This is a genomic window from Halostella pelagica, from assembly GCF_004762015.1.
In the GTDB taxonomy this organism is placed as follows: domain Archaea; phylum Halobacteriota; class Halobacteria; order Halobacteriales; family Natronoarchaeaceae; genus Halostella; species Halostella pelagica.
The window spans coordinates 78,543-104,035 of record NZ_SJES01000002.1; the positions used below are offsets into that span (position 1 = coordinate 78,543).

Annotated in this window: 28 protein-coding genes, 2 tRNA genes and 1 pseudogene; 6 read left to right on the forward strand and 25 right to left on the reverse strand. The window is 65.2% G+C overall.

Annotated elements, in window-relative coordinates:
- Nucleotides 1–160 precede the first annotated feature (160 nt).
- The 5 genes from EYW42_RS04805 to EYW42_RS04825 all read right to left on the reverse strand — a co-directional run bounded on the left by EYW42_RS04805 (nt 161) and on the right by EYW42_RS04825 (nt 5,144).
- Nucleotides 161–523: a hypothetical protein gene (locus EYW42_RS04805; RefSeq protein ID WP_135534130.1), complete on the reverse strand. Its 363-nt coding sequence runs from the start codon at nt 521–523 to the stop codon at nt 161–163.
- Nucleotides 520–2,178, reverse strand: a complete 1,659-nt coding sequence (locus tag EYW42_RS04810; protein WP_135534131.1) for an FAD-dependent monooxygenase — start codon at nt 2,176–2,178, stop codon at nt 520–522. Before EYW42_RS04810 ends, EYW42_RS04805 begins: the two co-directional genes overlap by 4 nt.
- Entirely contained in the window at nt 2,171–3,868 is a 1,698-nt protein-coding gene (locus EYW42_RS04815; RefSeq protein ID WP_135534132.1) for an electron transfer flavoprotein subunit alpha/FixB family protein, read from the reverse strand. Before EYW42_RS04815 ends, EYW42_RS04810 begins: the two co-directional genes overlap by 8 nt.
- Before the next feature lie 2 nt (nt 3,869–3,870).
- Nucleotides 3,871–4,725 (reverse strand): electron transfer flavoprotein subunit beta/FixA family protein, encoded by an 855-nt coding sequence (locus tag EYW42_RS04820; protein ID WP_135534133.1) that lies wholly within the window; start codon nt 4,723–4,725, stop codon nt 3,871–3,873.
- 89 nt (nt 4,726–4,814) lie between these two features.
- Nucleotides 4,815–5,144: a 4Fe-4S dicluster domain-containing protein gene (locus EYW42_RS04825; protein ID WP_135534134.1), complete on the reverse strand. Its 330-nt coding sequence runs from the start codon at nt 5,142–5,144 to the stop codon at nt 4,815–4,817.
- Between the two features lie 132 nt (nt 5,145–5,276).
- Here EYW42_RS04825 and EYW42_RS04830 point away from each other — a divergent pair, with 132 nt between their 5' ends.
- Together EYW42_RS04830 and EYW42_RS04835 are read left to right on the forward strand one after the other, a co-directional pair.
- On the forward strand, nt 5,277–5,753 hold the full coding sequence (locus EYW42_RS04830; protein WP_135534135.1) for a DUF456 domain-containing protein: 477 nt from the start codon (nt 5,277–5,279) through the stop codon (nt 5,751–5,753).
- Nucleotides 5,754–5,860: 107 nt separating this feature from the next.
- Entirely contained in the window at nt 5,861–6,202 is a 342-nt protein-coding gene (locus tag EYW42_RS04835) for a hypothetical protein (protein ID WP_135534136.1), read from the forward strand.
- Between the two features lie 54 nt (nt 6,203–6,256).
- Here EYW42_RS04835 and EYW42_RS04840 read toward each other — a convergent pair whose 3' ends face one another.
- Nucleotides 6,257–8,050: a glutamate--tRNA ligase gene (locus EYW42_RS04840; RefSeq protein WP_135534137.1), complete on the reverse strand. Its 1,794-nt coding sequence runs from the start codon at nt 8,048–8,050 to the stop codon at nt 6,257–6,259.
- 107 nt (nt 8,051–8,157) lie between these two features.
- Here EYW42_RS04840 and EYW42_RS04845 point away from each other — a divergent pair, with 107 nt between their 5' ends.
- A complete protein-coding gene (locus EYW42_RS04845; protein ID WP_135534138.1) occupies nt 8,158–9,459 on the forward strand; it encodes an AI-2E family transporter in 1,302 nt (433 codons plus the stop codon).
- Nucleotides 9,460–9,539: 80 nt separating this feature from the next.
- Complete coding sequence (locus tag EYW42_RS04850; protein WP_135534139.1) at nt 9,540–10,031, forward strand: cupin domain-containing protein; 492 nt, start codon at nt 9,540–9,542, stop codon at nt 10,029–10,031.
- A 119-nt stretch (nt 10,032–10,150) separates the two neighbouring features.
- Here EYW42_RS04850 and idsA3 read toward each other — a convergent pair whose 3' ends face one another.
- The 5 genes and pseudogenes from idsA3 to EYW42_RS04875 all read right to left on the reverse strand — a co-directional run bounded on the left by idsA3 (nt 10,151) and on the right by EYW42_RS04875 (nt 16,099).
- Nucleotides 10,151–11,200, reverse strand: a complete 1,050-nt coding sequence (gene idsA3, locus EYW42_RS04855) for a geranylfarnesyl diphosphate synthase (RefSeq protein WP_135534140.1) — start codon at nt 11,198–11,200, stop codon at nt 10,151–10,153.
- Nucleotides 11,201–11,203: 3 nt separating this feature from the next.
- On the reverse strand, nt 11,204–12,550 hold the full coding sequence (locus EYW42_RS04860; protein WP_135534141.1) for an RNase J family beta-CASP ribonuclease: 1,347 nt from the start codon (nt 12,548–12,550) through the stop codon (nt 11,204–11,206).
- A gap of 384 nt (nt 12,551–12,934) precedes the next feature.
- Nucleotides 12,935–13,675: an isopentenyl phosphate kinase gene (locus EYW42_RS04865; protein WP_202613814.1), complete on the reverse strand. Its 741-nt coding sequence runs from the start codon at nt 13,673–13,675 to the stop codon at nt 12,935–12,937.
- Complete coding sequence (mvk, locus tag EYW42_RS04870) at nt 13,672–14,700, reverse strand: mevalonate kinase (RefSeq protein ID WP_135534143.1); 1,029 nt, start codon at nt 14,698–14,700, stop codon at nt 13,672–13,674. Before mvk ends, EYW42_RS04865 begins: the two co-directional genes overlap by 4 nt.
- Nucleotides 14,701–14,761: 61 nt before the next feature.
- Nucleotides 14,762–16,099, reverse strand: a pseudogene (locus tag EYW42_RS04875) (cytochrome P450).
- Nucleotides 16,100–16,186: 87 nt separating this feature from the next.
- On the opposite strand from EYW42_RS04875, the gene EYW42_RS04880 reads away from it, so the two are divergent.
- A complete protein-coding gene (locus EYW42_RS04880) occupies nt 16,187–16,672 on the forward strand; it encodes a hypothetical protein (protein ID WP_135534144.1) in 486 nt (161 codons plus the stop codon).
- A 95-nt stretch (nt 16,673–16,767) separates the two neighbouring features.
- Here EYW42_RS04880 and rpsB read toward each other — a convergent pair whose 3' ends face one another.
- The 14 genes from rpsB to moaA all read right to left on the reverse strand — a co-directional run bounded on the left by rpsB (nt 16,768) and on the right by moaA (nt 24,348).
- Entirely contained in the window at nt 16,768–17,541 is a 774-nt protein-coding gene (rpsB, locus tag EYW42_RS04885) for a 30S ribosomal protein S2 (RefSeq protein ID WP_135534145.1), read from the reverse strand.
- Nucleotides 17,538–18,743, reverse strand: a complete 1,206-nt coding sequence (gene eno / locus EYW42_RS04890; RefSeq protein WP_135534146.1) for a phosphopyruvate hydratase — start codon at nt 18,741–18,743, stop codon at nt 17,538–17,540. Before eno ends, rpsB begins: the two co-directional genes overlap by 4 nt.
- Entirely contained in the window at nt 18,740–18,922 is a 183-nt protein-coding gene (locus EYW42_RS04895) for a DNA-directed RNA polymerase subunit K (RefSeq protein WP_135534147.1), read from the reverse strand. The genes eno and EYW42_RS04895 overlap by 4 nt, the downstream gene beginning before the upstream one ends.
- Nucleotides 18,922–19,116 (reverse strand): DNA-directed RNA polymerase subunit N, encoded by a 195-nt coding sequence (locus EYW42_RS04900; RefSeq protein WP_135534148.1) that lies wholly within the window; start codon nt 19,114–19,116, stop codon nt 18,922–18,924. The genes EYW42_RS04895 and EYW42_RS04900 overlap by 1 nt, the downstream gene beginning before the upstream one ends.
- Before the next feature lie 3 nt (nt 19,117–19,119).
- Nucleotides 19,120–19,515 (reverse strand): 30S ribosomal protein S9, encoded by a 396-nt coding sequence (locus tag EYW42_RS04905; RefSeq protein WP_135534149.1) that lies wholly within the window; start codon nt 19,513–19,515, stop codon nt 19,120–19,122.
- Nucleotides 19,509–19,946, reverse strand: a complete 438-nt coding sequence (locus EYW42_RS04910; protein ID WP_135534150.1) for a 50S ribosomal protein L13 — start codon at nt 19,944–19,946, stop codon at nt 19,509–19,511. The genes EYW42_RS04905 and EYW42_RS04910 overlap by 7 nt, the downstream gene beginning before the upstream one ends.
- Complete coding sequence (locus EYW42_RS04915) at nt 19,943–20,293, reverse strand: 50S ribosomal protein L18e (protein WP_135534151.1); 351 nt, start codon at nt 20,291–20,293, stop codon at nt 19,943–19,945. Before EYW42_RS04915 ends, EYW42_RS04910 begins: the two co-directional genes overlap by 4 nt.
- A gap of 24 nt (nt 20,294–20,317) precedes the next feature.
- Nucleotides 20,318–20,402, reverse strand: a tRNA-Leu gene (locus EYW42_RS04920).
- 136 nt (nt 20,403–20,538) lie between these two features.
- Nucleotides 20,539–21,318 (reverse strand): DNA-directed RNA polymerase subunit D, encoded by a 780-nt coding sequence (locus tag EYW42_RS04925; RefSeq protein ID WP_135534152.1) that lies wholly within the window; start codon nt 21,316–21,318, stop codon nt 20,539–20,541.
- A 3-nt stretch (nt 21,319–21,321) separates the two neighbouring features.
- Nucleotides 21,322–21,714 (reverse strand): 30S ribosomal protein S11, encoded by a 393-nt coding sequence (locus EYW42_RS04930; RefSeq protein WP_135534153.1) that lies wholly within the window; start codon nt 21,712–21,714, stop codon nt 21,322–21,324.
- A 1-nt stretch (nt 21,715) separates the two neighbouring features.
- Nucleotides 21,716–22,240: a 30S ribosomal protein S4 gene (locus EYW42_RS04935; RefSeq protein WP_135534154.1), complete on the reverse strand. Its 525-nt coding sequence runs from the start codon at nt 22,238–22,240 to the stop codon at nt 21,716–21,718.
- Between the two features lie 3 nt (nt 22,241–22,243).
- Nucleotides 22,244–22,780 (reverse strand): 30S ribosomal protein S13, encoded by a 537-nt coding sequence (locus EYW42_RS04940; RefSeq protein WP_135534155.1) that lies wholly within the window; start codon nt 22,778–22,780, stop codon nt 22,244–22,246.
- A 97-nt stretch (nt 22,781–22,877) separates the two neighbouring features.
- Nucleotides 22,878–22,962 (reverse strand) — tRNA-Ser (locus tag EYW42_RS04945).
- Nucleotides 22,963–23,313: 351 nt separating this feature from the next.
- On the reverse strand, nt 23,314–24,348 hold the full coding sequence (gene moaA / locus EYW42_RS04950) for a GTP 3',8-cyclase MoaA (protein ID WP_135534156.1): 1,035 nt from the start codon (nt 24,346–24,348) through the stop codon (nt 23,314–23,316).
- Between the two features lie 196 nt (nt 24,349–24,544).
- Here moaA and EYW42_RS04955 point away from each other — a divergent pair, with 196 nt between their 5' ends.
- On the forward strand, nt 24,545–25,477 hold the full coding sequence (locus EYW42_RS04955) for a DUF7351 domain-containing protein (protein WP_135534157.1): 933 nt from the start codon (nt 24,545–24,547) through the stop codon (nt 25,475–25,477).
- Nucleotides 25,478–25,493: the final 16 nt, after the last annotated feature.

Sequence of the window (25,493 nt, forward strand, 5' to 3'; positions counted from 1 at the left end):
CCGGTCGCACGCGTTCGAGCGACGAACGAACCGATATCTCAGCCGGATAACAGGCAGCCAGCCGCCGACTGGCGGGCCTCTGACGGACTGTCGTAAGTCTATCTCCGGACAGCGACGAAACGAATAGGCGCGTACCGGTACACAGTTACGACAGTCCGTATCAGTCCGGCACGCCCGTCAGGACGTGCGCCACGTCGACCACGTTGTGCGTGTCGATGAGCGCCTCGGCGGCCGTCCGAACGGTAACGTCGGCCTCTATCTCGACACCGTAGCAGGCGGCATACAGTTCGAGCCACTCGTTCATCGTCCGCTGGAGGCGGGCGAACTCGTCGCTGTCGAATCGGACGGCCCGACCGCCGGTCCGGCATTCGAGATACAGCGCAACGGTCGGCCCGAACCCCTCCCGCAAGTAGGTCAGCGCTCGCTCCTCGTCGGGCGGGTTCGCCGGCGGGTCGAACGCCGCGCGGGCCCGGTCGGCCCGGTCGGACAGGTCGCGGATCCGGTCGCCGACGCTTTCGGTCATCCCTCGCGGAACTCGACGCCTTTGCCGCCCTGTGGATGTTCCCAGTCCGTGTCGGCGACGATGGCGCAGGTGCCACACTCCACGCACGGCTGAGTGTCGAGACTCACCGCCGTCTTCTCGTCCCCGTTCGTCTTGACGGTCTCCTCGCGGTAACAGCCGCCGCCGAAGTCCTTCGCGCTCACGGGACAGGCCGACACCGCCGCGCCGCTCGCCTCCGCGGAGTTATCGAGTAGTTCGATGTGGGGGTTTCCGACGTCCGTATTGTACGTCAGGTCGCCGATGCGGTCCGCCAGGTCCGGCGTCTCTATCGTCCGCTCGGCGGTGACTCGGGTGCCCAGTTCCTCAGCGATGACCGTCGGCATGGTCACGTACGGCGTCCGCGTGTCGGGTGCCAGCATCGAGAGGAACGGCGACGAGTAGAGGTTTTCGAGGCGGTCACCCAGCACTCGGACGCCGAATCGACCGACCGCGGAGCGCAACACGCCGTCGGCGATGCTCGTGGCGAGATCGTTCTCTCCGACTGCGCTCGCCAACTCGTACCGGGTCGGGCGTAGCTTGTCCATCACGCCCTCCCGGTCGAGTTTCGTAGCGTAGCGCTCCCCGGCCAGGTCGGTGTCCCCACGCGAGCGCGCTTCGACGTACGCCTCGGCGGCGAGCGCACCCGCAGTCACCGCGTGGTTCATCCCCTTGATGATCGGTCCCTGTGCCTGCATCTGGCCGCCCGCGTCGCCGACCAGAACGAGGCGGTCCTTGTGGGGAGACTCGTGGGCGACCTTCTTCGAGTCCGGCACCAGTTTCGCCGAGTACTCCAGTTCCTCGTAGTCCTCGCCGATCCAGTCGTCCAGCAGAGGGTGCGTGAGCAGGCTGTCGAGCAGTTCGTGCGGTTCGGCCTCCTCAGCGACGAGACTGTCGAGGTGGAACACCGTTCCGACGGAGAGCGTGTCCTCGTTGGTGTAGACGAACCCGCCGCCGCGAACGCCCTCGAACAGGTCCCCCGAGAAGAGGTGTGCTGCGCCCTCGTCGGGGCCGAGGTCGAACCGCTCATCGACGTCCGGCACGTCGACGACGGCCTTGACGCCCTGGAACCACTCGTCCGGTTCCTCCCAACTCATCAGACCGGCGTCCCGTGCGAGTTCGGAGTTGACACCGTCCGCGGCGACGATCAGGTCCGCGCGGATCGGGTCGAGTTCGTCGCAGGTGACGCCGACTATCTCCCCATTCTCCCGGAGGAGGCCGTTCACGTGGACTTCCGTCAACAGACCGCCGCCGGTTTCGCGGGTCTTCTCGTGGACGCGGTCCGCGAGCCACGAGTCCATCTTCCGGCGGAGGACGGCGTCGGACCACTCGGTGTCGTGCTCGTGGAGGTCGGTGATGTCGAACGTCTTCACCTTCTCTCCCGCGACGTTGTGGATGTAGTAGTCTGTGACAGGGCGCTCGGCCGCCTGCTCTCGGAACCCGGGGAACAGGTCGTCTATTGTGTACGGCGCGGACTCCTCGGCGTATATGAGGCCACCGCTGACGTTTTTCGACCCGGCGTCGACGCCGCGTTCGAGCACTAGCGTCTCGACATCGTGTTTCGCGAGCGTCGCCGCCGCCGCGGCCCCGCCCGGCCCCGCACCGACAACGACCGCTTCGTAATGTTCGTGATCAGTCATCGTTTTTACCTCCAGTACCGTCAGCAACCGCCTTCGCGAACTCGCCGCGTTCGACAGCCTCGGTCAGTCGGGGCAATACCTCGAACAGGTCGCCCTCGATGAAGTAGTCCGAGAAGTTGCGGATGTCCGCGTCGGTGTCCGTGTTTATCGTAACGATCGTGTCGGACTCGTCCATCCCGACCTTGTGCTGGACCGCGCCGGAGATGCCGGCGGCGATGTACACGTCGGGTTCGACGACCTGTCCGGTCTCGCCGATCTGGCGCTCCTCGGCGCTGTACTGTTCGACGTGACCCTCGAACTCGTACGACGAGGTGACGATCCCTCGCGTGATGCCGAGGTCAGCGTCGTCGAACGCGTCGACGAGGTCGAGACCGAGTTCCATGCCGCGCGTGGGGTCGTCACCGATACCGCGACCCAGCGCAACGATGACATCGTGGCCGGTCAGGTCGACGCCCTCGTCCAACTGGTCGTATTCTGTTACGTCGACGCGGAACCACTCGTCGTCCAGTTCCATCTCGTGTTCGACTATCTCCCCCTCGCGGTCGTGGTCCGGTTCCGGGAGGTCGAAGCTTCCCGGGATCACGGACGCTCCCTGCGGGTGGAAATCTCGGTTCGGCTTGTCGATACAGAGGATAGTCGAGTACTCGAAGCCGGAGAAGTCCGGGCGCTTCATGTGTAACACCCGTTCGAACTCCTTCTTGTCGCTGGTCCCGCCGGTTTTCGCCGGGTTGGAGATCATCTCGTTTTCGATGTACAGTCCCGAGCAGTCGCTCGCGAGGCCGGAGTCGAGTTCCCCCTGAACCAGTGCAGACAGGTCCCGACCGTTGTTCGTCGCCGGGAAAATCGTGTATCGGGGTTCATGGTACTCCTTCCAGTCGACGTCTTCGCGACCCTCCGGGGCCAGCGGCCCGCCGGCGCGGGCCATGTCGCACATGATCTCCGTGTAGGGTTTGTGCCGGAACCGTTCGACTCGGTCGTCCTCGTGATAGACGACCATATCCGCGCCGTAGGCGATAACGTCTTCGACGTGCTTGCTCGCGTCGGCCCCGACGAGGACGGCGATCACCTTCTCGTCCTCGCCGGAAGACGTACCGTCTTCCGAGCCACCGTACTCGTCGTTGTAGTCGTCCATCAGGGTGCGAGCCTTCCCCAGCATCTCCTTCGAGACGTCTATCAGTTCGCCCGCCTGCGTCTCGCAGTACACCCACATGTCGCGGTAGTCGCCGTCGACCGTTCCCTCGACCCACTGCTTGTCGTTCGTCGGGTGGTCGAGTTCCGGGTACTTCTCCTCCGGGGGTTTGAACACCTCCGGTTCGCCGTCCTCTTCCTCGCTCCCTTCGACGGAGTCGATGCGGTTTTCTATCTGCGAGATGGCCGACGAGCGCTCTTTCCCCTCCGTCTCGCGTTCGAGGATATCGCGTAACACGTCGGCGTCGTCGACGTCCCGCACCATGTTGGCGATGTCAGCGACCGTCATTTCGGAGAGGTCGACCGTCTCGGGGTCTATCTCCCCGTCCTCGTCGTCTTCGACCTTCTCGATGCGGTCCTCGATGAGAGTCTTGACCGGCGCGCGGTCCTCGCCCTCCGCTTCGAGTTCGAGCATCTCCCGGAGTTCGTCCGGGTCGTCGACGTCTTTGATCTCCGGTCCGATTTCGGCTATCTCGTGTTCGGTAGGATCGAATTCAACCATCGTCAGTCTCCTGTGGCGTAGGGCGCGAGTTCGTCGACTACCTGTTCCATGCCCTCCGAGTCGTCGGCGTCGACCATCGTCGCGTCACGTTCGGAGGGCGCTTTGGGGATGGGGTCGACGCCCGACACGATAGTCGGTGAGCCGTCGAGTCCGATGTAGTCCGGGTCGAGATTGAGGTCCTCGTGGTCCCACACCGTGACGTGGTCCTCGTACTCCGCTGCGCGCTCTTTGGTCTCCTCGCGCAGGTCCTTGTGTTTCAGTCGGTGGTTCGCCTTCCGATAACTGGGTTCGTACTCCGGGTCCGCAACGATAAACGCCGGCATCGGCGCTTCGACCGTCTCTATTTCGGAGATGTCGCCTTCGACGAGGCGTTTGGCTCGCACGGTTCTCTCCTCTTCGTCCACGTCGAGCGAGATGACGTGCGTGATGACGGGCCAGTCGAGACACCAGCAGGTCTGGGGGCCGGTGTGGCCGGTCTCCCCGTCCGCGGTCTTGAATCCCGCGAACACGAGGTCCGGTCGGTCGTCGAGTTTCTGCAGGCCCGTGGCGACGGTCATCGCCGTTGCCCACGTGTCCGCCGCGCCCATCTCGCGGTCGGAGAGCAGATAGAGGTCGTCTGCGTAGACGTCGCGCATTCCCTCCTGCAGGACCTCCTTGTAGCCCGGCGGCCCCATGCTCATCAGCGAGACGTGGCCGCCGTTGCGAACCTTCGTCTGAAACGCGGCGCGAAGGGCGTGTTTGTCGTTCGGGTTCATCACCGTCGGCGTCTTGCCGCGTTCGAGGTGGCCGTCCTCGTCGAACGACACCTGCCCCTCGCGGAAATCCGGAACTCCCTTCGTCAGTACTACTGTGTGCATGACTATCGTTCCCCTCGTGTGACTATCTCACCCGGGGCTCCGTAATAGTCTTTTGTGATTATTCGTCGGGGAAAGGACACGTAGCGGCGTCAGATGCGGCCTGCGCGCCCGGCGTCGACGTCGATAGCGTCGACGGGGCAGACGTCAACACAAAGCATGCAGTCGATGCACTGGGCCTCGTTTGCGGGATCGGCCTTGATCTCGCTTTCGGGGTGGTCCGGCGTGTCGACCCACTCGAACACGTCCACGGGACAGTCCTCCAGACACGCCCCGTCCGCGAGACAGATGTCGAAGTCCACGGCGACGTGAGTCCCGTGAATGCCGAGTTTCTCCGGTTCCTCGACCGGCCCCCACACGTCGTGACCCTCGTGTTCGTCGACGACGTCGCGATTCTCCTCGAAGTTGGAATCAATGGCCATTGATAACTACCCTCACCTTCACTACAGGGATAACCGTGAAAAGATTTGCTACGAACCCGTCAGGGGACGGTCGGCGGCGAGCAGGAACGACCGGAACGAAGCGCTTTCGGCCCGCGCTGCCGAACGGACGGTATGGTCGAACTCGTCGCGGTGCTTGCCGTCGCGTTGCTCGTTCTGGGCGTCGTCGGGAGCGTCGTACCGTTGGTTCCCGGTGCCGTCCTCTCGCTGTCCGGCGTGTACGTCTACTGGTGGGCGACCGGTGATCCGGGTACCCTGGCGCTCGCGGCGTTCACGCTCATCGGCTTTCTGGTTATGATCGTCGACTACTTCGCCGGGACGATCTCGGCGAAAGCAGGCGGCGCGTCGTGGCTGGCGACGGCGCTCGCAAGCGTCGTCGGAGTCGGTACGCTTTTTTTCACCGGGCCGCTCGGCGCGCTCGTCGGCGTCGCGGTGACGGTGTTTCTCGTCGAGGCCTACCGCGGTAAGAGCCGGTCAGCGGGCGCGAAGGCGGCGCTGTACGCTACCGTCGGCATGCTCGGGTCGACGTTCATGCAGGTCGTGCTTACGACCGCGATGCTTCTCTCGTTTGTCCTAGTCGTGGTGATCTGAGGGTCTTTCGGCGGGGTGACGGTCGATTCCGCGACAAGTCTGATGGTTGTTTTCCGGAGGAGAACGGGGACACAAACGTTATTTCGTTCCGGTGTAGAGCGGCCCGTATGGAACGCTCAGCGCGGTACGTTCTTGCGCTCGTTGTCGCCGCCGCGGTGACCGGCGGCCTCTACCTCGTCGCGTCGCCGGATGACCGGTCGACGCCCGTCCTCGTGGGCGTCGCCCCCACGTATGCCGTCGCGACGGCCGTCGTACTCCGCCACCCGGACACGTGGCGTGCGAGCGGGAACGTGTGGTCCGGCCTGTTCGTTGGCGCGACGACGTTCGGCGCGTTAATGCTATTGAACGGCGTCGAACCGACGCCGAACCTCCCCGTCGCGGCGCTCGGATTCGGCCTTGCGTGGACCGGTTTCGCGACCGGGATCGCGTTCGAGCGAGAGGGCGACTGAGCGAGAGACCGCCAGTCGACCGGCACGTGGCGACGACCTTCTCCCGCGAGCGGCCTACTCGTGGGCGAAGTAGGTCACGGACTCGTCGTCACCGTGTCCGTCGATCCGCGCGAACCCGACACGCACGAACTGCACCATCTCGTCGGCGTCAGTGCCGGCGAACGCCGGTTCCGCGTAGCCCGTCACGTCGCCCTCCGGCGTCCGGAGACGCACGGAGACGGTCTCCTCGCCGGCTGGCACCCAGTGAACCACGTCGGCCTCGCCCTCTCGGACAACTTCGATGTCGTCGTCCGTGTAGCGGAGTTCGCTGCCGTTGTACTCCACGGGGCCGTACCCCTTGAGCCAGAGTTTTTCCCCCGCTTCGGGCAGGTCTGCCGACTCGATCACCACGGCGTCGTCGACGGGGAGCGACCGCCGACCGCGGTCCTCGTGTTCGGGATGGACCGGCGGCGTCCCCTCGCCAGGTGCGTCGCCGGCAAGAGGAAGTTCGACCGTTCCGAAGTCGCCGTTATCCCCGGATTCGCGTACGAAGAAGTAGCGGTTTGCATCGTCGTCGATCAGGTCGCGGTTGTGCGAGTACACCGCGCTCATCGCCAGGTCGACGTCGCTCGTAGAGGTGCCGAGTTCGACCATCGCATCGGTGATGGCCTCCCCGCGGATCCCGCGGCGTCGGAAGGCCGCGACGGTGGGGGCTCGCGGGTCGTCCCAGCCGTCGAGTACGCCCTCGTCGATGAGCCGTTTGATAGTCGAGGTGGACATCTTCACGTCGAAGGCGTCGATCTGCACGTGGCCCCAGTGGAGCACCTCGGGGTACTCCCAGCCGAAGTAGTCGTAGACGAACCGCTGGCGCTTCGCGGAGTCCTGCAGGTCGATCCCCCTGATTATGTGCGTGACGTCGAGGAGGTGGTCGTCGACGCCGCTCTGGAAGTCGAGCATCGGCCAGCACCGGTACTCGGACGCCTCCTCACGCGGATGGGGCGTGTCGATCATGCGGAACGCGACCCAGTCACGGAGCGCCGGGTTCTTGTGCTCGATGTCGGTCCGGACCCGCAGCACCATCTCGCCGCTGTCGTACTCGCCGTCGACCATCGCCTCGAACTCCGACAGCGTCGTCTCGGCGTCCTTGTCGCGGTGGGGGCACGCCTCGCCGCTGTTTTTCATGTCGGAGAAATCGCCCTGCGGGCACGAACAGGTGTACGCGCCGCCTTTCTCGATCAGGTCGCGGGCGTGGTCGTAGTAGGTCTCCATCCGGTCGCTGGCGCGGTAGACGGCGTCCGGGTCGAAGCCGAGATACTCGATGTCCTCGATGATCTGGTCGTAGGCGTCGAGGTCGGGCCGCTTCGTCTCGGGGTCGGTGTCGTCGAACCGGACGCAGAACCAGCCGTCGTACATCTCCTTGTACGTCCCGATGACGGCGGGCATCCGCGCGTGGCCGATGTGCCACGGGCCGTTGGGGTTCGGCGCGACGCGCATCCGGATCTCGTCGTATTCGTCGCCATCCTGACGAGCCAGCGAGTCAGCGCTCGTGGAGCTTGGCTCCACGACGTTCGGCAGGTCCGGTAGAGCCTGATCGTCGCCCTCGTCCTCAGCCAGGATCTCCTCCAGTTCGTCCGGCGCGAGTTCCTCCAGGCGTTCGACTCGCTCCTCGTGGGAGAGGTTGTTGACCTCCGCGATGACGCCGCCCGCGACGCCGGGAACCTCGTCGCCGTGCTCCCGGAACTCCGGGTTCTCGCCCATCAGCGGCCCCATGATCGCGCCGACGTCGGCGTCGCTCTCGTGTTTCACTGCGTTGAGCAACGCGTGTTTCTCGGCGGCCGTCTCTATGCTCTCTCGGAGTTCCTGATCCATTACGTCGGGCTACCGGGGCCGGAGACAAAATCCCCGCGGATCCGTTTTCCCCCGTTCTCGGGCCATTCCCCGCGGCTTTCTTGTGGACAGACCGGCAAGATACGGCAATGGCAAGTACGGGAAGCGGTCTGGACCGAAACCGGATCGCGTGGTGGGCGGTCGCCGCCGTTCTGTTCGCCGCCCTGGGGACGGTGGTGTACACCTACATCGGAACGTTCGTCCTCGGGCTGTTCGTCTACTACGCGACACGGCGTATCCACCGGCGGATGCGCGACCGAATCAGCCCGCCGAGCCTCGCCGCCATCGTCTCCCTGCTGACGATATCCGCCCCCGTCCTCCTCTTGTTCGGCTACACCGTCGTCATCGGCGCACAGGAACTCGCCGCGGTCGCACCGAACGCGTCGGCGTACACCGCCGCGCTCGACCCGTACATGGACATCGAGTGGATACAGGACCCCCGGAAGGGGCTCAGCCTGCTAACGGAAAACCCACAACTCCTCCAGGAGTTCGGGTCAGCCGAGGGGATCCGCGATGCTGTAAACGCCGTCACGACCTACCTCGGCGTCATCGTCAACGCCCTCCTGCACCTCTTTGTCGCCCTCGCCATCGGGTTCTACCTCCTGCGCGACGACCGCCGGTTCTCCCGGTGGTTCCGCTCGGAGTTTGCCGGAGAGGGGTCTGCGACCGCCGCGTATCTCACCGCCGTCGATCGCAACCTCGACTCGATCTACTTCGGAAACATCCTCTTTGCCGCCGCAAACGCAGTCGTCGGAACCGTCGTGTACAACGCACTCAGCCTGTTCGCTCCGCCGGAACTCGGCGTTCCCGTACCGACGCTACTGGGCCTGCTCACCGGGGCCGGGAGCCTCGTCCCCGTCGTCGGGATAAAGATCGTCTGGGTCCCCGCGGCGCTGTATCTCATCGTCGTCGCCGCCGTTACCGACCCGTCGTTGCTGTGGTTCGGTCTGCTCTTTGCCGGCGTCGTGTTCCTGTTCGTCGACACGGTTCCCGAGGTACTCCTGCGGCCGTACATCTCCGGTCGAGACCTGCACGTCGGCCTGGTCCTCTTCGCCTACATCTTCGGGCCGCTCCTGTTCGGATGGTACGGCCTCTTCCTCGGCCCGCTGATCATCGTTCTGGTTGTCGAGTTCGTCCGCATCATCCTCCCAGAGCTCGTCCGCGGCGAACCGCTGACGCCGACGACGTCCGCTCCGCCCCCGGCGGAACTCGACCCGCCTGAAAGCCACGCGGACGACGCTGACGACGACGTACTCCCACCGGAGTCGGAGGAAAGAGCGACCGCCGGCGCGGACGAGTCGGCGGCGGGAACGGTAGACGGCGCGTCGACGGACGAACCGGAAGAGTCGTCGTCGGACGACCCCCGTTCGGACGAGTCGCCCACTGACTGACCAATGGACGCAGCATCCGCCGCGACGGCCGAACGGCCCTGTGTGGCCGGTTTTTTGTCCACCGAGACCGTCGCCCGCGCATGGGCAGAGTCAACGCCGACGAGATGGAGTGGACGACTCTGGAGGAAGGCGAGACGTTCTTCAAGCGCAAACAGCTGGGCGACGCCGCAGGCGGCGAGCGGATCGGCTGTAGCCTGTACGAGATACCCGCCGGGCGACGGTCCTGGCCGTACCACTATCACACCGGAAACGAAGAGGCGATATTCGTCCTCGACGGTCGCGGGACGCTCAGACTCGACGGCGAGTCGATGCCGCTGGCACCGGGCGATTACGTGGCGCTCCCGGGGAACGAGCGCGGCGCGCACCGCGTCGTCAACGATTCCGATGGAGCGCTCAGATATCTGATGCCCTCGACGATGGACGAACCGGACGTGACGGTGTATCCCGACACGGGGAAGATCGGTGTGTTCGTCGGTGCGGCACCCGGCGGCAGGGGCGAACGGAGCCTCCAGGGCTACTACCAAACCGACGACACCGTCGACTACTGGACGAACGACGGGTCGACGGACTGACCGCTGTCGAAGAGCGAACTCGGAGAGAAGGGACCGGTCACAGGGACTGTTGTCATGCAGTTCGGCAGGTCGCCGACGCGGGGTCGGCGACCATCGGTACACAGTGACACTGATCCCTATCAGTGTCCCCGTTCGATGAGGTAGTCCGCTATCTGCTCCAGCAGCCGCCGGGCGTCGTTTTCGGGCAGGACCTCCAACCGATCCTTCCCCGTCTCGACGAGTTCCTGTGCCGTCTCTTTGGCGTAGTCGATGCTACCGGCCGCTTCGAGCGCCTCGACGGCCTCGTCGATCTCCGCTTCGGTGACGGCGTCGACATCGTCGGTCCCGACCAACGAGTCGACGTCGACGCCCTGTTTGCGGGCGTGCAGGGTGATCAGTGTCTGCTTGTTCTCGACGAGGTCGCTCCCGCGCTGTTTGCCGAGCTGTTCGCTCGGGACCGTCAGGTCGAGAACGTCGTCCTGGATCTGGAACGCCCGGCCGACGTCTAAGCCGTAGCCGTACAGGGCGTCGACGGTTTCCTCGTCGGCACCCAGCAGGATCGCCGGAAGCGCGGCGCTTGCGGCGTACAGCACGGCCGTCTTCTGTTCGACCATCCGGAGATACTCCTCCGGAAGCACGTCCGTCCGAGTCTCGAACTCGACGTCCAGCGACTGCCCTTCGCAGATCTGCGTACAGGTGTTCGCCAGCACGTCGAGCGCCTCCACCGACCGCTCCGCCGGCGCACCGGTCTCCAGCATGATCTCGAACGCCTTCGAGTACAGCGTGTCGCCGGCGAGGATCGCCGTTTCGAGGTCGTACTCGCGGTGAACTGCGGGGACGCCGCGGCGCAGGTCGTCGTCGTCCATGATGTCGTCGTGGATCAGCGTAAACGACTGGATCACTTCCACGCTGACCGCGGCGGACATGATGTCTATCTCCTCGCCCGAGAGGTCGGGGAACGACCGGTAATCCGCGGTCTGGTGTGCCTCCTCCGCAAGCGACTCGGCGACTGCGAGCAGGACCGTCGGCCGGAGGCGCTTCCCGCCGGCATCGAGGAGATACCGAGAGGCTTCGTACAGACGTTCCGGTTCCGCTATCGGCAGCGATTCCGAGATGGCTTCGTTGACCGTTTCGCGCCGCTCGGCGACCGCCGACAGCACCGTCTCTTCGCGCGCCTCGGGACTCGTCATTACTTATTCGACCAGTTGGATCAGATTGCCGTTTCGAGTGACGTGCAGGTCGCGGCCCATCTTGTACCCCTCGCTCTCGCAGAGGTTGACGTACGACGAGTAGCCGCTCATGTCCTGGTGCGCCGGGATGACGTTCTGGGGCTGAAGTGCGTCCAGCATCTCGTAGTGGCCCTCCTGGTTCAGGTGGCCGGAGACGTGGATGTCGTCGTAGATGCGCGCGCCCTGCATGCGAAGGAGACGCTCGGACTGGTAGCGCTGGCCCTCGTTCGTCGGCTCCGGGATGACCCGTGCCGAGAAGACGACTTTGTCGCCGTCTTCCAGTTCGTACGGCGTCTCGCCGCGGCCCATACGCGTAAGCATCGCGCGGGGTTCGCCCTGGTGTCCCGTCACGACGGGGAGGTAATCCTCCTTGCCCTCCTTCATGATCCGCTTGAACGTGCGGTCGACTGACTTGCGGTGGCCGAACATCCCCAAGTCCTCGGGGAAGTCGACGAAGTCGAGTCGCTCGGCCGTACCGGAGTACTTCTCCATCGAGCGGCCCAGAAGCACCGGCTGACGGCCGATGTCCTTGGCGAACTCGACGAGACTGCGGACGCGCGCGATGTGACTGGAGAACGTCGTCGCGACGATACCGCCGTCGTAGTCCTCCATCGAGTACAGCGCGTCCTTCAGGTGACGCCGCGCGACGGATTCGCTCGGCGTCCGGCCTTTCTTGTTGGCGTTGGTACAGTCCTCGATGTAACAGAGGACGCCCTCGCCCTCGCGGCCGATCTCTCGGAACCGCTTCATGTCGATGGGGTCGCCGATGACCGGCGTGTGGTCCATCCGCTTGTCGAGGCCGTACACGATAGCGCCCTCGGGCGTGTGCAGAACCGGGTTGATCGCGTCGATGATCGAGTGAGTGACGTTGACGAACTCGAGTTCGTTCCGCTCACCGATAGACATCGTCTCGCCCGCTTCCATCTTCACGAGGTTGTTCTCGACGCCGAACTTCTGCTCGCTCTCTATCTGCTGTTTCACCAGTTCGATAGTGAAGGGCGTCGCGACGATAGGCGCGTTGTAGCGGTGGGCGAGTTTGCTGATCGCACCGATGTGGTCGAGGTGACCGTGGGTCGGCACGATGGCTTTCACGTCGCCTTCGAGTTCGCTCATCACCCGGTCGTCGGGGATAGCGCCCATGTCGATCAGGTCGAGGCTGTGCATCTTCTCGGTCTCGACGTTGTCGTGGATGAGAACCTGCGAGAGGTTCAGACCCATGTCGAAGATGACAACGTCGTCACCCGCGCGAACGGCCGTCATCTGCCGGCCGACTTCTTCGTAACCGCCGATGGTTGCAATTTCGATTTCCATTGTTTGATCCGAGCATCGAAAGCCACGGTGGGTGGCGATGTCGCTCACTGAAACCCCCGCGGGGTGTGGATACGTCGACCCCGGCGTCTTACAGCACGTCGGCCACGCACCCGCTATGCACGACGGTCTGTACAGTCGTGCACTTGCCCGCGGGTTTCCGTTACTCGTTCCTACACACCCTGCTCTTAAAAACTGCGTGGGTTAGGCGATGGATGTACGTTTCCACCATCGTACGACCTGACGTTCCCGAATACGGTCGTTTCGAATTCGTGATAGAGCAATATGCGCTCGCACAACGTTCTACGAGGAAAACGACATGGAGACGTGGGACACGTACTGAAACGCAAACGCTGAGTCGGTCTCGGGGGATCTTTCGGCCCTATCTCACCGCGACTCGATCGTCGTCCCCGGCCGCTCGCCGGCGAGGAACGCGTCCAGGCCGTCGAGGTCGAACACCGAGGCCGGGCGGTCCAGCGCAAGCAACTCCCGTACTTTCCCCGCCATGCCGCCGCTGACGTCCGTCGCGTCACTTCCCCCGAGAGCGTCTGCCACGTCGCCGAACGCGTCAATACGAGGGATCACGTCGCCGTCGGCGTCGAGAACGCCCGGCACCGTCGAACAGACGCCGATGCGGTCCGCGCCAATCGCTTTTCCGACGTGCGTGACTATCTCGTCGCCGGAAAGCACTGTGACGCCTTTCCCCTCGTGGGCGACCACGTCGCCGTGAAGCACCGGAACGAACCCCTCTCCGAGCATCGTCGAGACCTGGTCGGTCGGGAGCGATAGCCGCGCCGCGTCAGCACGGGCCGCGGCGGAAAGAGGGTGAACGGGGAGCGCGGGAACGTCCCGTTCGCGCAGGCGCTCGACGACGAACCGGTTCAACGTCGTCATCGCGCCGTGGATGGCGAGCGCCCCGTCCGCGTCCTGCGTTCCATCGGTCGTCGAAACACCGTGTTCGTCGGCGTGAGGGTGGCCGAAGCTGCCGCCGCCGTGAACGACGACGAGGTCGTCGGTCGACGCGTCGGCGATGTGGTCGGCCGCGCGGTCGAGCGCCCCTCCGTCAAGCGTCTCGTCGCGCTCTTTGTCCGTGATGACGCTTCCACCGAGTTTGACGATGGTGGTCACGACGACTCCACCCGGACTCCGTCCGTTGCTAGTTCCGCGCGGAACGCCGTCTCGCATCCGGGCGTGAACTCGAGTGCGGTTTCGGTCTCGTCCGTCTCGTCCAGCGCGACGATGCAACCGCCGCCGCCCGCGCCGGTGAGTTTCGCGCCGCGAGCGCCGGCGTCGCGGGCCGCCCACACCATCGAATCCAGTGACCGCGAGGAGACGCCGAGCGCCTCCAGCAGACCGTGGTTGAAGTCCATCAGGTCGCCGAGTTCGTCGATCCGGTCGCTCTCTGGGTCCTCGGCGGCGTCCGCGAGTACCTGTTCGCCCCGCCGGACGATGTCGCCGATGGCCTCGACCGTATCCGCCGCGAACCCGTACTCGTCGCGGAGTTCTCGGACGCCCGCGACGAGTTTCCCGGTGTCGCCCGCGCCGCCGTCGAAGCCGATGACGAACGGGAGATCCGGCGCGCCGATCCCGCGGCAGTCGTCGCCCTCGACGCGGACGGCACCGCCCGTCGCCGAGCAGAACGTGTCCGCGCGGGAGGCCTGCCCCTTCTGTACGTCGTACTCCGCGCGGAACGCGCGGTCGGCGATCGTTTCGGACGACAGTTCGACGCCGAGTTCACGCGTGGCGGCGTCGATACCCGCTACCGTCACGGCGGCCGACGACCCCAGTCCGGCCCCGAGCGGTATGTCGCTCGCTATCGAAACGTCGAATCCCACCGCAGGCGCGTCCTCACCGCGCTGTTCGGCGACGGCGTCGCGGGCCTGATCGACGGCGGCGTCGACGTACCCCATCGCCGCCTCGACCAGTGACTCCGAGACGTCGATGTCCGGGTGCCCGTCGGCGTCGCCGCTGTACTCGACGGTGAACCCGTCGAGCGAGAGGTCTTCCGCGTGGACCCGTAGTTTGCTGTCGGACCGCTGCTCGACGGTGACCCGTGCGCGCCGCTCGATGGCGCACGGGACCGCCGGTTCGCCGTAGACGACCGCGTGCTCCCCGAACAGATACACCTTGCCGGGAGCGCTCGACGTGACCATACCGGCCCCTGCGCGCCGAGGTGGTTAGGAGTTTTCGGACCGTCGATCGCTCTCACTCCGGTTACGACCGCTCCTCGACGCGCATCGTCATCGTCTGTTTCGGATGGACCGTCAGCGACGGGAGCAGTTCCAGCGGCGTCTCTCCGACGAAGTCGAGACGGTAGTCGCCGGCGACGGTCGCCACTATCAGCTTCGCCTACAGCAGCGCCAGGTGCTTACCGATGCAGTGACGCGGTCCCCCGCCGAACGGGAAGTACGCAAACCGCGGACGCTCATTCGCGCGCTCAGGCCGCCAGCGTTCCGGGTCGAACGTCTCGGGGTCGTCCCAGAATCGCTCCGAGCGGTGCACGCCCCACTGCGGAAGCATCAGAGACGTTCCGGCGTCGACGTCGTAGCCCGCGAGCGTCACGTCGTCAGTCGGTTCGCGGAAGATAGTGTACACGGGCGGGTAGAGCCGCATCGCTTCCTGTATCACCCAGTCGACGTACTCGAACTCGTGGACGTGTTCCATCCCGGGCCGGTCGTCGCCAACCACGGCGTCGACTTCCTCGTGGACGCGACGCTCCGCCTCGGGATGCTCCGACAGCAGGAACCAGGTGTACGTCAGCGTCAGCGCCGTCGTGTCGTGGCCCGCAAGCAGCATCGTCATCATCTCGTCGCGCAACTGGTCAGGGGACTGCGCGCCCTCGTCTCGGGCGCGCATGAGAACCGAGAGGAAGTCCGACGGGCCGTCCTCGCCGCCCGTCGTTCCCTCTCGTACAGCGATGATCTCGTCTAACACGTCGTCGAGCGTGGAGACGGCCCGCTCGAACTCCGCGTCGCCCGGCATCGGTGCCCACTCGGGCGCTGCGAACCGGATCGGGTCCGGTTCGAATCGGGCACCCAGCGGCTCAAGTTGCTCCTGTATCGTCCGAACGCGACTGTCGGGCAACTCGACGCCCATCATCAGGTCGAGAATGACGTCCAGCGTCACGCGCGTCATCGCGTCTTCGACATCTATCGTCTCGCCGGCGGTCCAGGAACCCACGCGGTCCGCGGCGTGGCCGGTGATCCGGTCTGCCATCCTGGCGAGTCGAGCCATCGAGAACGACGGCTGAGCCAGGTCGCGCTGACGTTCCCACGTCTCACCCTCGGAAAGCAACAGACCGTCTCCGAGCAGGTCACCCAGCGCGTCTCCCTGGAAGTCGGGTTTGCGGAACCGGTCGGCTTCCGAGACCAGCACGCGTTCGATGGCAGTCGGCGAACAGAGCACGTACGTGTCCATCGGCCCCATATCGAACCGCGATACGTCGCCGTAAGCCTCCTCCAGCGACTCGATGAACCGGAACGGGTTCCGCGAGTATCTTCGACTGTCGCCGAACAACGGTTCCCCGCTCGGTCCAGGGGGTGTTTCGGACATCGTCCAGGCTAGGGACCGAAACCGCTTGAAGCTGGGGGCGTGCCCCTCGGCCACCGTTATACCCGTCTCGACGTCGTACAGCGAGCGATGGACGCGGACACAAGCACCGGACGCCATCTCGGCGCGCAGTTGATGACTGTCGGAGGGGCCCTGTTCGTCGGATACGGGATATATTCGCTTCTCCGGACCGTTCTCGGCATCCGGTACGAGGTCGGTGTGGAATCGCTCGCCGAATCGACAGCGCCGGATCCGGCGCTGTTCGACTATCTCGACCACCTCCACGTCGCGTTCAGCGGCTTCATGATCGCCACCGGTATCGCCGTCGTCAGCCTCGCGTGGTACGGCGTCCGGCGGGGCTACCCATGGGCGTGGTCGACTGCGGTCCTGACCGCGACGGTCGCACTGGTGACGGCGATTCCCGTCCACTTCGGCGCGGCGTTCGACTACGACCACCTGGTCCATCTCGGACCGCTCTACCTCGCAGCGGTCGCGTTCGCCGCCGGAGCCGCCGTCTCGGGCCGCGCTCTGCACTGGCAGGCGCGCACGCCGGAGGACGACAACGTCGAAACGTAGCTGACAGGCCGCCGTCAGACGAGCTACCGGCCGCCTCCGTCACAGCGCCGCCGCTTGCGAACGGACGTGATACCGAAAACAGTTCGAATCGACGTTTAAATCCCGCTCTCGAAGTCGTCGAGCGAGTAGGCGGGTTCGGCACCGCGGCGGTCCAGCGTCTCGTTGGCGAGGAGCCAGTAGACGACCGAAAGCGCCTTTCGACCCTTGTTGTTCGTCGGGACTGCGAGGTCGACGTTGCCGAGGCCGTTGTTGGAGTCACACATCGCGATGACCGGGATGCCAACCGTGATAGCCTCCTTGACGGCCTGGGCGTCGCCGATGGGGTCGGTGACGACCAGTACGTCCGGCTCGATGTACCCCTCGTACTTGGGGTTGGTCAGTGTGCCCGGGATGAACCGACCGGTGCGGGCGCGAGCGCCCACCGCGTCGGCGAACTTCTCGGCCGGGAAGCGACCGTACTGGCGCGACGACGTGATGAGTATCTGCTCCGGGTCGTAGTTCGCCAGGAAGTTCGCGGCGGTCCGGATCCGACTGTCCGTCTTCGAGACGTCCAGCACGTACAGACCGTCGGTACGGACTCGGTGGATGTACCGGCTCATGTCCTTGGTCTTCTGCTGGGTCCCGATGTGGACCCCCGCGCCGAGGTAGTCCTCGACGGGGATGAGGAGGTCGGCCTCCTCGTCGGACATGACGTCCTCGTCTAGCTGTGGTTCGTCCTCGGTCGCCGCTTCGGCGTCCTCGGGGGTCGCTTCCTCCGCGGGCTCCGCGTCCTCGGTCTGAGCCGCCGGACCGGCACCCTCTGCCGGTTCGGGGTCGACCTCTTCTTCGGCCGCGTCGAGCCCTTCCTGTTCTGCGTCGTTCTCTGTCATAGTGCGTCGTCCGCGATGCGGATGAGTTCGTTGAGTTTGGCGGTTCGCTCGCCGCCGACCGTCCCCGTCTTGATGAACGGGGCGTCGGTCGCGACGGCGAGGTGTGCGATGGTCGCGTCCTCCGTCTCGCCACTGCGGTGGGAGACAACGGCGTCGTAGCCGTGTTCCCCGGCCAGTTCGATGGCGTCGAAGGCGTCGGTCAGCGTGCCGATCTGGTTGGGCTTGATCAGGATGCTGTTGCCAGCGCCCTGATCGATGCCCGTCTGCAGGCGGTCCGTGTTCGTGACGAACAGGTCGTCGCCGCAGACGAGCGTCCGGTCGCCGACCCGGTCCGTCAGGTCGGCGAACGCCTCGTAATCGTCCTCGTCGAGCGGGTCCTCTACGTAGACGAGGTCGTACTCCGAGACGAGGTCGGCGATGTAGTCGATCTGTTCGTCCGTGTCACGGACGCGGTCGCCGTACACGTAGCCGCCGGCGTCAGCGTCGTACAGTTCGGCACCGGCCACGTCGAGGCCGAATCCGATCTCGAAGCCGAACTCGCCGCTGACGGTGTCGACCGCCTCGGCCATGATGTCGAACGCCTCGGCGTCGTCGATAGAGGGCGCCCACGCGCCCTCGTCGCCTTTGCCCGAGGGGACGCCGCGCTCTTCGAGGATGTCGGCGACCTCCTGGTGGACGGCAGCGTTGGCGAAGACGGCGTCGGAGACGCTCGGCGCGCCGACCGGCGCGGCGAGGAACTCCTGGATGTGGGTTGCGTCCGCAGCGTGTTCGCCGCCGCCGATGACGTTGCCAAGCGGCGTCGGGAAGTTCTCTCCGCGGAACGTGCCGCCGAGATGCTGGTACGTCGGCGCGCCGATCACGTCGGCACCGGCTTTCGCCGCAGCCATGCTGATGGCGACGGCGCTGTTCGCACCGATCTCCGAGAAGTCGTCGGTGCCGTCCGCGCCGCGCAAGGCGTTGTCCACGTCTCGCTGATTGCCCGCGTACACCTGCCCTTCGAGACGAGGCACGGCGAGTTCTCGGGCCTTCGCGATCGCCTCGTTCGGGGGAAGCTCGATAGCCTCGTACTCGCCCGTGCTCGCGCCGCTCGGGGCCGCCGCCCGGCCGAAGCCGCCGCTCTCGGTGAGGACGTCCGCCTCGACGGTCGGGTTCCCCCTGGAGTCGAGCACGCGACGCAGTCGCACGGTAGTTATCAACGTCACGTCGAATCCCTCGTGACTGTAAACGGCAACACGCCTGCGTCGTACTCCTCCGCGGCGATCAGGATCGGCTCGGTCTGGTCGGTGTCGATGAGCACCGGTGCGCCGTACGACACCTGCAGCGCTCTCGCGCCCAGGATCCGCGCTTTCTCGTATCGGGTGAAGCGTTCTGATCGCGACATTACTGATAGGGGGAGACGATGTCGACGAGGTCCTTGTGAGACACGATCATCCGCCGACAGCAGTGGCGCTCGACGCCGAGGTCGTCGAGGACCGCTTCGGGGTCCTCGTCTCCCTCTCGTGCGCGTGCCTTGAACTCTTCCCAGTGTTCACCCACGACGTTGCCGCACGTGAAACACCGGACAGGTACCATCATGGGTTAGCGGTAGGACTTCTGGTAGCGGGCCCGCGCCCCGGGGCCGCCCCACTTCTTGGGTTCGGACTGCCGGACGTCGTTGACCAGCAGGGAACGGTCGAACTCCATGAACGAGTCGCGGAGTTCGGCGTCGCCCAAGTGCTGGACGATGCCGCGGGCGATTGCGGTTCGGACCGCGTCCGCCTGCCCGCTGATGCCGCCGCCCTCGACGCTGATGTCGACGTCCACCTGCTCGCGCTCCTCACCGGCGATGCGGAACGGCTCCAGCATCTTCAGGCGCGCGAGTTCCGGTTCGACCAGCTCGACTGGCTGGGAGTTGATGCGGACCTTGCCGTCGCCATCGCGAACGGTCGCGCGGGCGATGGCGGTCTTTTTCTTGCCGCTCGTGTTGGTTACCATGTGACGTTAGCACCCAGTTCGTTGCTGACCTCGCCCAGATGGACGAAGCGGATGTTCGACAGGCGATCCAGCGACGTTCCGTCGAGGATCTCCCCGTCGCGGTCGTGGGGGTTGCCCACGTAGACGCGGACGTTCTCGAACGCCTCGCGGCCGCGTTTCTTCTTGTAGGGGAGCATCCCGCGGATCGATCGCTTGAGGATCTCGTCCGGCCGCTTCGGGTAGTACGGTCCGCTGTCAGAGCCGAGTTCCCGGCGCTTCCGGTACTTGCTCATGATGTCGTCCTCGTCGCCAGTGATGACCGCGTCCTCCGCGTTGATCACGGCCACGCGCTCACCGTTCAGTGCTTTCTCCGCCACCCGACTTGCGACGCGGCCGAGGATGCAGTCGCGCGCATCTACGGCGACGTCCGCTTCGAACTCTGCGATACTCATCGGATCACCCGCACGTTGCTACCTTCGGGGTTCTGTTCGATTGCCTGTGCCAGATCTAGCGTCTCGCCGACCTTCTCGATCTTCGTTTCGGCCGTCGACGAGAAGTCGACGGCGGCGACGGTGACGTTCTTCTGTATTGCACCGCTCCCGAGAACCTTGCCCGGCACGATGACCGTCTCGTCTTCCCGGGCGTACCGTTCGATTCGGCCCAGGTTGACTTCGGCGTGCGTGCTGCGTGGTTTCTCGAGGCGGGCCGCCACGTCCTTCCAGACGTTGGCGTCAGAATCCCGCGCCACCGATTTCAGCTCGGCGACAAGACTGCTCAGCCTCGGATTTGTCTTACTCATAACGTATCCTCATTGAAGAAGTGATGCAGGGAGCAGGATTTGAACCTGCGGACTCCTACGAGACAGCGCCCTGAACGCTGCGCCGTTGGCCTGACTTGGCTATCCCTGCACGTCGTGCCCTCGTAGGCATTGGTTCCTTGTTCGGTGCCCTTCAAACCAGTTTCGGTTGCCGATTCGTATCGGGTCCCGCGGCTCCCGCCGGAGCGGGCGGCCGTCAGGGAACCGGTTTGAAGGATCATCTGTGCTTATAGTTGGACTGCTTCGCGTAGTTCCGTCGCACGGTCTTCCAGCGACCCGACCGCGCGGGACACGAGTTCCTCGACCGTGAGCGACCCGTCCGTTTCGACGTCGAACACGAACGCGTTCGACACGTCGTTGACCTCCACCTCCTTGCCGGGGTACCGGTTCGTGAGGTCGTTGTCGAACTCCTCGGTCGGGACGAGGTCGCCGTTCACGGCGTTGCCCTCCGCGTGCTCCGCGGCGCGTTCCTCGATGACGCCGCGCAGGATGTTGGGCTCTTGCTCCTCGAACTCGGCCGCGTCGCCGACCACGTCGACGTACTGGAGGTGGCGGTAACCGACCGCGACGCCGCCCTGATGTTTGGCGTGGCTCTTGCCACTGTCGAGTACGGCCTCGGCCTCCAGTTCGAGACGCTGGTCGTCCTTGAGGTCGATGATCGGAATGTTGTCGTCAGCCGGTTCGACGACGCTGTCACCGCTGACGAGGTCGCCGGAGTACGCCGTGCTCGGCCCCTTGACGTCGATACTCAAAGTGACGACGTCACCCTCCTCGAACTCGCCTTCGGGAGTGGTCAACGGCACCATCCCGAGACGGTGTGCGATCTGCTCGTCGAACATGACCGACGAGTTCTCGATCACGCGGACGCTGTCGACGGAGAGCGTGGGCACGTCGGCGATCATCGCCCGGCGGATGCCGTTGGCGAACGCCGGCGTCACGCCGCGGACGAGGAACCGGGCGGATCGGTCCCCGCGTTCGATGAACTCAACGTCGTACTCTTCTGCCATGGGTTAGAATCCGCCCTTCCCTTTGGGAGCGCGCGACCCGTCGTGCGGGATCGGCGTGACGTCTTCGATCCGACCGATCTCCAGACCGGCGCGGGCCAGGGCTCGGATAGTCGCCTGTGCGCCCGGGCCGGGACTCTTCTGGAGGTTGCCGCCGGGACCGCGGACGCGAACGTGGACGCCCTCGACGCCGGCCGCCAGTACGTCCTCGGCGACCGTTTCGGCCATCTGCATGGCCGCATACGGCGACGCCTCGTCGCGGTTCTGCTTGACGACCGCGCCGCCGGACGAATCGGCTATCGTCTCGGCGCCGGTGAGGTCGGTGACGGTGATGATCGTGTTGTTGAACGATGCGTGCACGTGGGCGATGCCCCACTTGCTGTCTTCTGATTCGCTCATGTTATTGTTCCTCCGCGCGTTCGGGGTGGAGATCGTCCGCGAGCGGGCTCGTGTCGTCGAAGTCGATGTACTCCGCTTCGTCGACGTCGACCTTGTACGACGGTCGCGTGACGCGGCTCTCGCCGACCACGACGTGTCCGTGAACGATGAACTGCCGGGCCTGCTCCGGCGTGTTCGCGAGTCCCTTACGGTAGGCGACCGTCTGGAGGCGACGTTCGAGAACGTCGTTGATCTCGAGCGACAGGATGTCGTCGAGACCGTCCTCCTCGTCGAGGACGCCGATCCGCTTCAGGCGGGCGAGGAACTCGTCGCCGCGCTTTGCGGCGGCCTCGGCGTCGCCCTGCGCGCGACCGAGCAGCGCACGCGCCTCGCGGCGGTACGAGCGCAGTTCGGACTGAGCGCGCCAGAGTTCTTCCTTGTTTTTCAGGCCGTAGCGGCCGACGAGGTCGTGTTCGCCGGCGATCCGCTCGCCCTGCCAGGGGTGGTTCGGGGTCTCGTAAGCCTTCGTTTTGCTTCCGAGCGGCATCGGTTAGAGCCCCCCCTCGTCCTCGTCTTCCTCTCCGGCGGCCTCTTCCGCGGCTTCCTCGCGGATCTCCTCGACGTTGACGCCGATAGTCCCCTCGGTACGGCCGGTGGACTTCGTGCGCTGGCCGCGGACCTTCTGGCCGCGGTTGTGGCGGACGCCACGGTAGGAACTGATCATCTTCATGCGGTTGATGTCCTGCCGTCGCGTCATCGAGAGGTCGTTGCCGGTCTCGTGTGTGGTCTCGCCGCTGAAGAAGTCGTTGCGGCGGTTGGTGAGCCACTCCGGGACCGTGTCCGCGTAGTTCTCGACCTCGTCGGTCACGCGTTCGATCTCGTCGTCTTCGAGTCGGCCGAACGTCGCCTTCCGGTCTACGTTCGCCTCGTCGGCGATGATGCGGGCTGTTCGTCGCCCGATGCCGTTCATCTCGATGAGTGATCGCTCTACGGCCTTCGTCCCATCGAGGTCCGTTTGCCCGATGCGGACGAAGTAGCGAAGATCCTCATCGTCTTCGGGTTCGTCCTGTGGTTCTTCTGCACTCATAGCTGATCTGTTGTCTGGGTCGAAGCGTCGAAAACGCTTCGATGATTTCGTCGGGGCTGAAACCCCTCGCGAACCGGAAGTTCCGGTTCCAGTACGACGTCGTGGCGGGGATTTGAACCCCGGAGGCTTGACGCCACAGAGTTAGCAACCCTGCGCCTTGGGCCAGGCTAGGCTACCACGACTCGCTGTTCTATCTCCGCCCTCTCGGACTCGGGGCCCGATACCCCTACATCGTATTGCGTTCAATTCTACTCCCTCTCGGGTACTTAAGCGTCACGAAAGTATCGGGCACCGTGACGGTGCGACAAACCGGTTCCGGTCGCGCAGCGAACGGTCCAGCGAGCCGTCAGACGCTCGCTACTCCCTCGAATGACCCGGACAGTCTCTCGTGTGGAAGCGTAGCTCCGCTCGCAGTTGCGACAGGGTGTGCTCGTTCGGCACCCCGAAACGCGACCTTCGACGGGATCGTTTGAACTGTGTACCGGTGTTCGCCGTCCCCGCGTCGGCAAGCTACTGAATGTCGACAGTCCCTCTCAGGCCCCAATGTACTCCTCGTTGATCTCCCACTCGCCGTCGTCGTTTTTGATCATGTACTCGCCGTAATACGGCACGCGGTTGTCGACGGTTTCCCGGAATGTCTCGCGGATCTCGGGTTTTTCCATCTCGCCCATCGAGCGCAGGTCGTCGTTGCGGTTGAGACACCCCTTGAGATATCCTTCGTGCGTGACGCGCACGCGATGACAGTTCGCGCAGAAGTCAGCGTTTTCGACGGGGTCGACGATCTCGACCATACCGCGTCCCGCGTTGGGGTCGTCTCTGGTCGCGTGATCGCCGTTTTCTGACGTGTCGGCGGGGTCCGACCCGTCTTCGCCACCGATCCAGTAACGCCGTCTGCCGTGCATCTCGCGGCGTTCGATCTCGTCGGCCTGTTCCTCTAGCCAGCCGTGGACGCGTTCGATGTCGATGTTCCACTCGGGGCGGCCGGTGAGTTCGGGCATGTACTCGATTAACTGCAACTGAAGACCGTCGTTCTCGGCGACGTGGTCGACCATCTCGGGCACGTAGCCCGCGGTGTGTTCGAACACTACCATGTTGAGTTTGACGGGGTCGAGACCGGCGTCGAGGGCCGCCTCGACGCCTTCAAGTACCTGTTCGTACGCGCCGCTTTTGGTCACCTCGGCGAAGTCGTCGGGGTCGAGCGCGTCCTGCGAGACGTTGACGCGTTCGAGGCCGGCGTCGACGAGGTCCGGCGCTCGGCCGGGGAGGAAGGTGCCGTTGGTCGTCATCGACACCTCCATCTCGTCGGGGGTCCGGCGGATGATCTCTTCGAGGTCCTGGCGAAGCATCGGTTCGCCGCCCGTAAACTTCACTGAGTCGACGTCGAACTCGGCGGCGACCTCCAGAAAGCGGACGACTTCGTCGGCCGTCATCTCGTCGTCTTGCGGATCCATCGGACCGCGCGTATCGCCCAGACCCTCGTTGTGGCAGTAGACGCAGTCGAAGTTACACCGGTCGGTCAACGACACCCGCACACCCGACACCTCCCGACCGAACTCGTCCGCGAGCATACCACCACATCGTGACCGCTCGTTCTTAAATCCGCTGTCGGGGACGGGCAGTTCGTAACCGGAATTAGTTACGGAACGTGGAGGACGCCGGTCGAAGGGAAAAGCCAGCCATGGAGACTGGAACGGAACCGAGCGAAACGAACGCGGTTCAGAGACCACGACAGCGCTTATTACCGGTGGCCGATCAGAGACAGACATGAGCGGACCCCGCGACCCGGACGACGACATCCCGCCCAGCGACGCCTTTCAGGTCCTCGGGAGCGAGACGCGGTTGCGCATCCTGCGCGCGCTCGTAGACGACGGACGGCCGGCGCGGCGCTCGTTCTCTGAACTGCACGAGGCCACCGACGAAGACACGTCCGCGGGGTTCGCGTACCACCTCCGGCAGTTGACCGACCGGTACGTCCGCAGCGTCGGCGACGAGTACGAACTCACCTACGCGGGGACCGCTATCGCCCGCACCGTCGCCGCGGGCACGTACACGGAGAGTGTGAGTCGGGACTCCGTCGGGCTTTCCGACGCCTGTCCCCACTGCGGCGAGGCGGCGCTGGTCGTCCGCGTGGAGGACAACGTGACGACTGTCGCCTGCGAGGCCTGTAACGGCCCGGTTCTGGAACTCCCGTTCCCGCCGAGCGGGCACGACACCCACGACGACGAGGACCTCCCGGCGGCGTTCGACGCGCACCACCGCCACCGGATCGCCGGGTTCTCGACGGGAGTCTGCCCGGAGTGCGGCGGTGCCGTCGACGCGGACGCCGAACGCGCCGGCGACCCCGGACCGGCGACGGTGACGTTCTCGTGCGTGGCCTGCGGCGCGCGCCTGCGCTGTCCGGTCACGCTCGCGACGCTCGACCACCCTGCTGTCGTGTCGTTCTACCACGAACACGGCCACGACGTGCGCGACCGCCCGGTCTGGAACGTCGGCGACGAGTGGCGCGAGCGCGTTGTCTCCGAGGACCCCTGGTGTGTCCGCGTCACTACCAGGCTAGAGGACGAGGAACTCGCGCTGTTCGTCGCCCGCGACGGAACGGTCGTGGAACACCGCCGCCGGACCGTCACGGAATCGGAGGCGGAGGGAGACGAAAGCGTCGACGGGGCGAGCGGCGGGAGCGAGAGCGCGTCGGCCTGATACTGTCGGCTGTAAT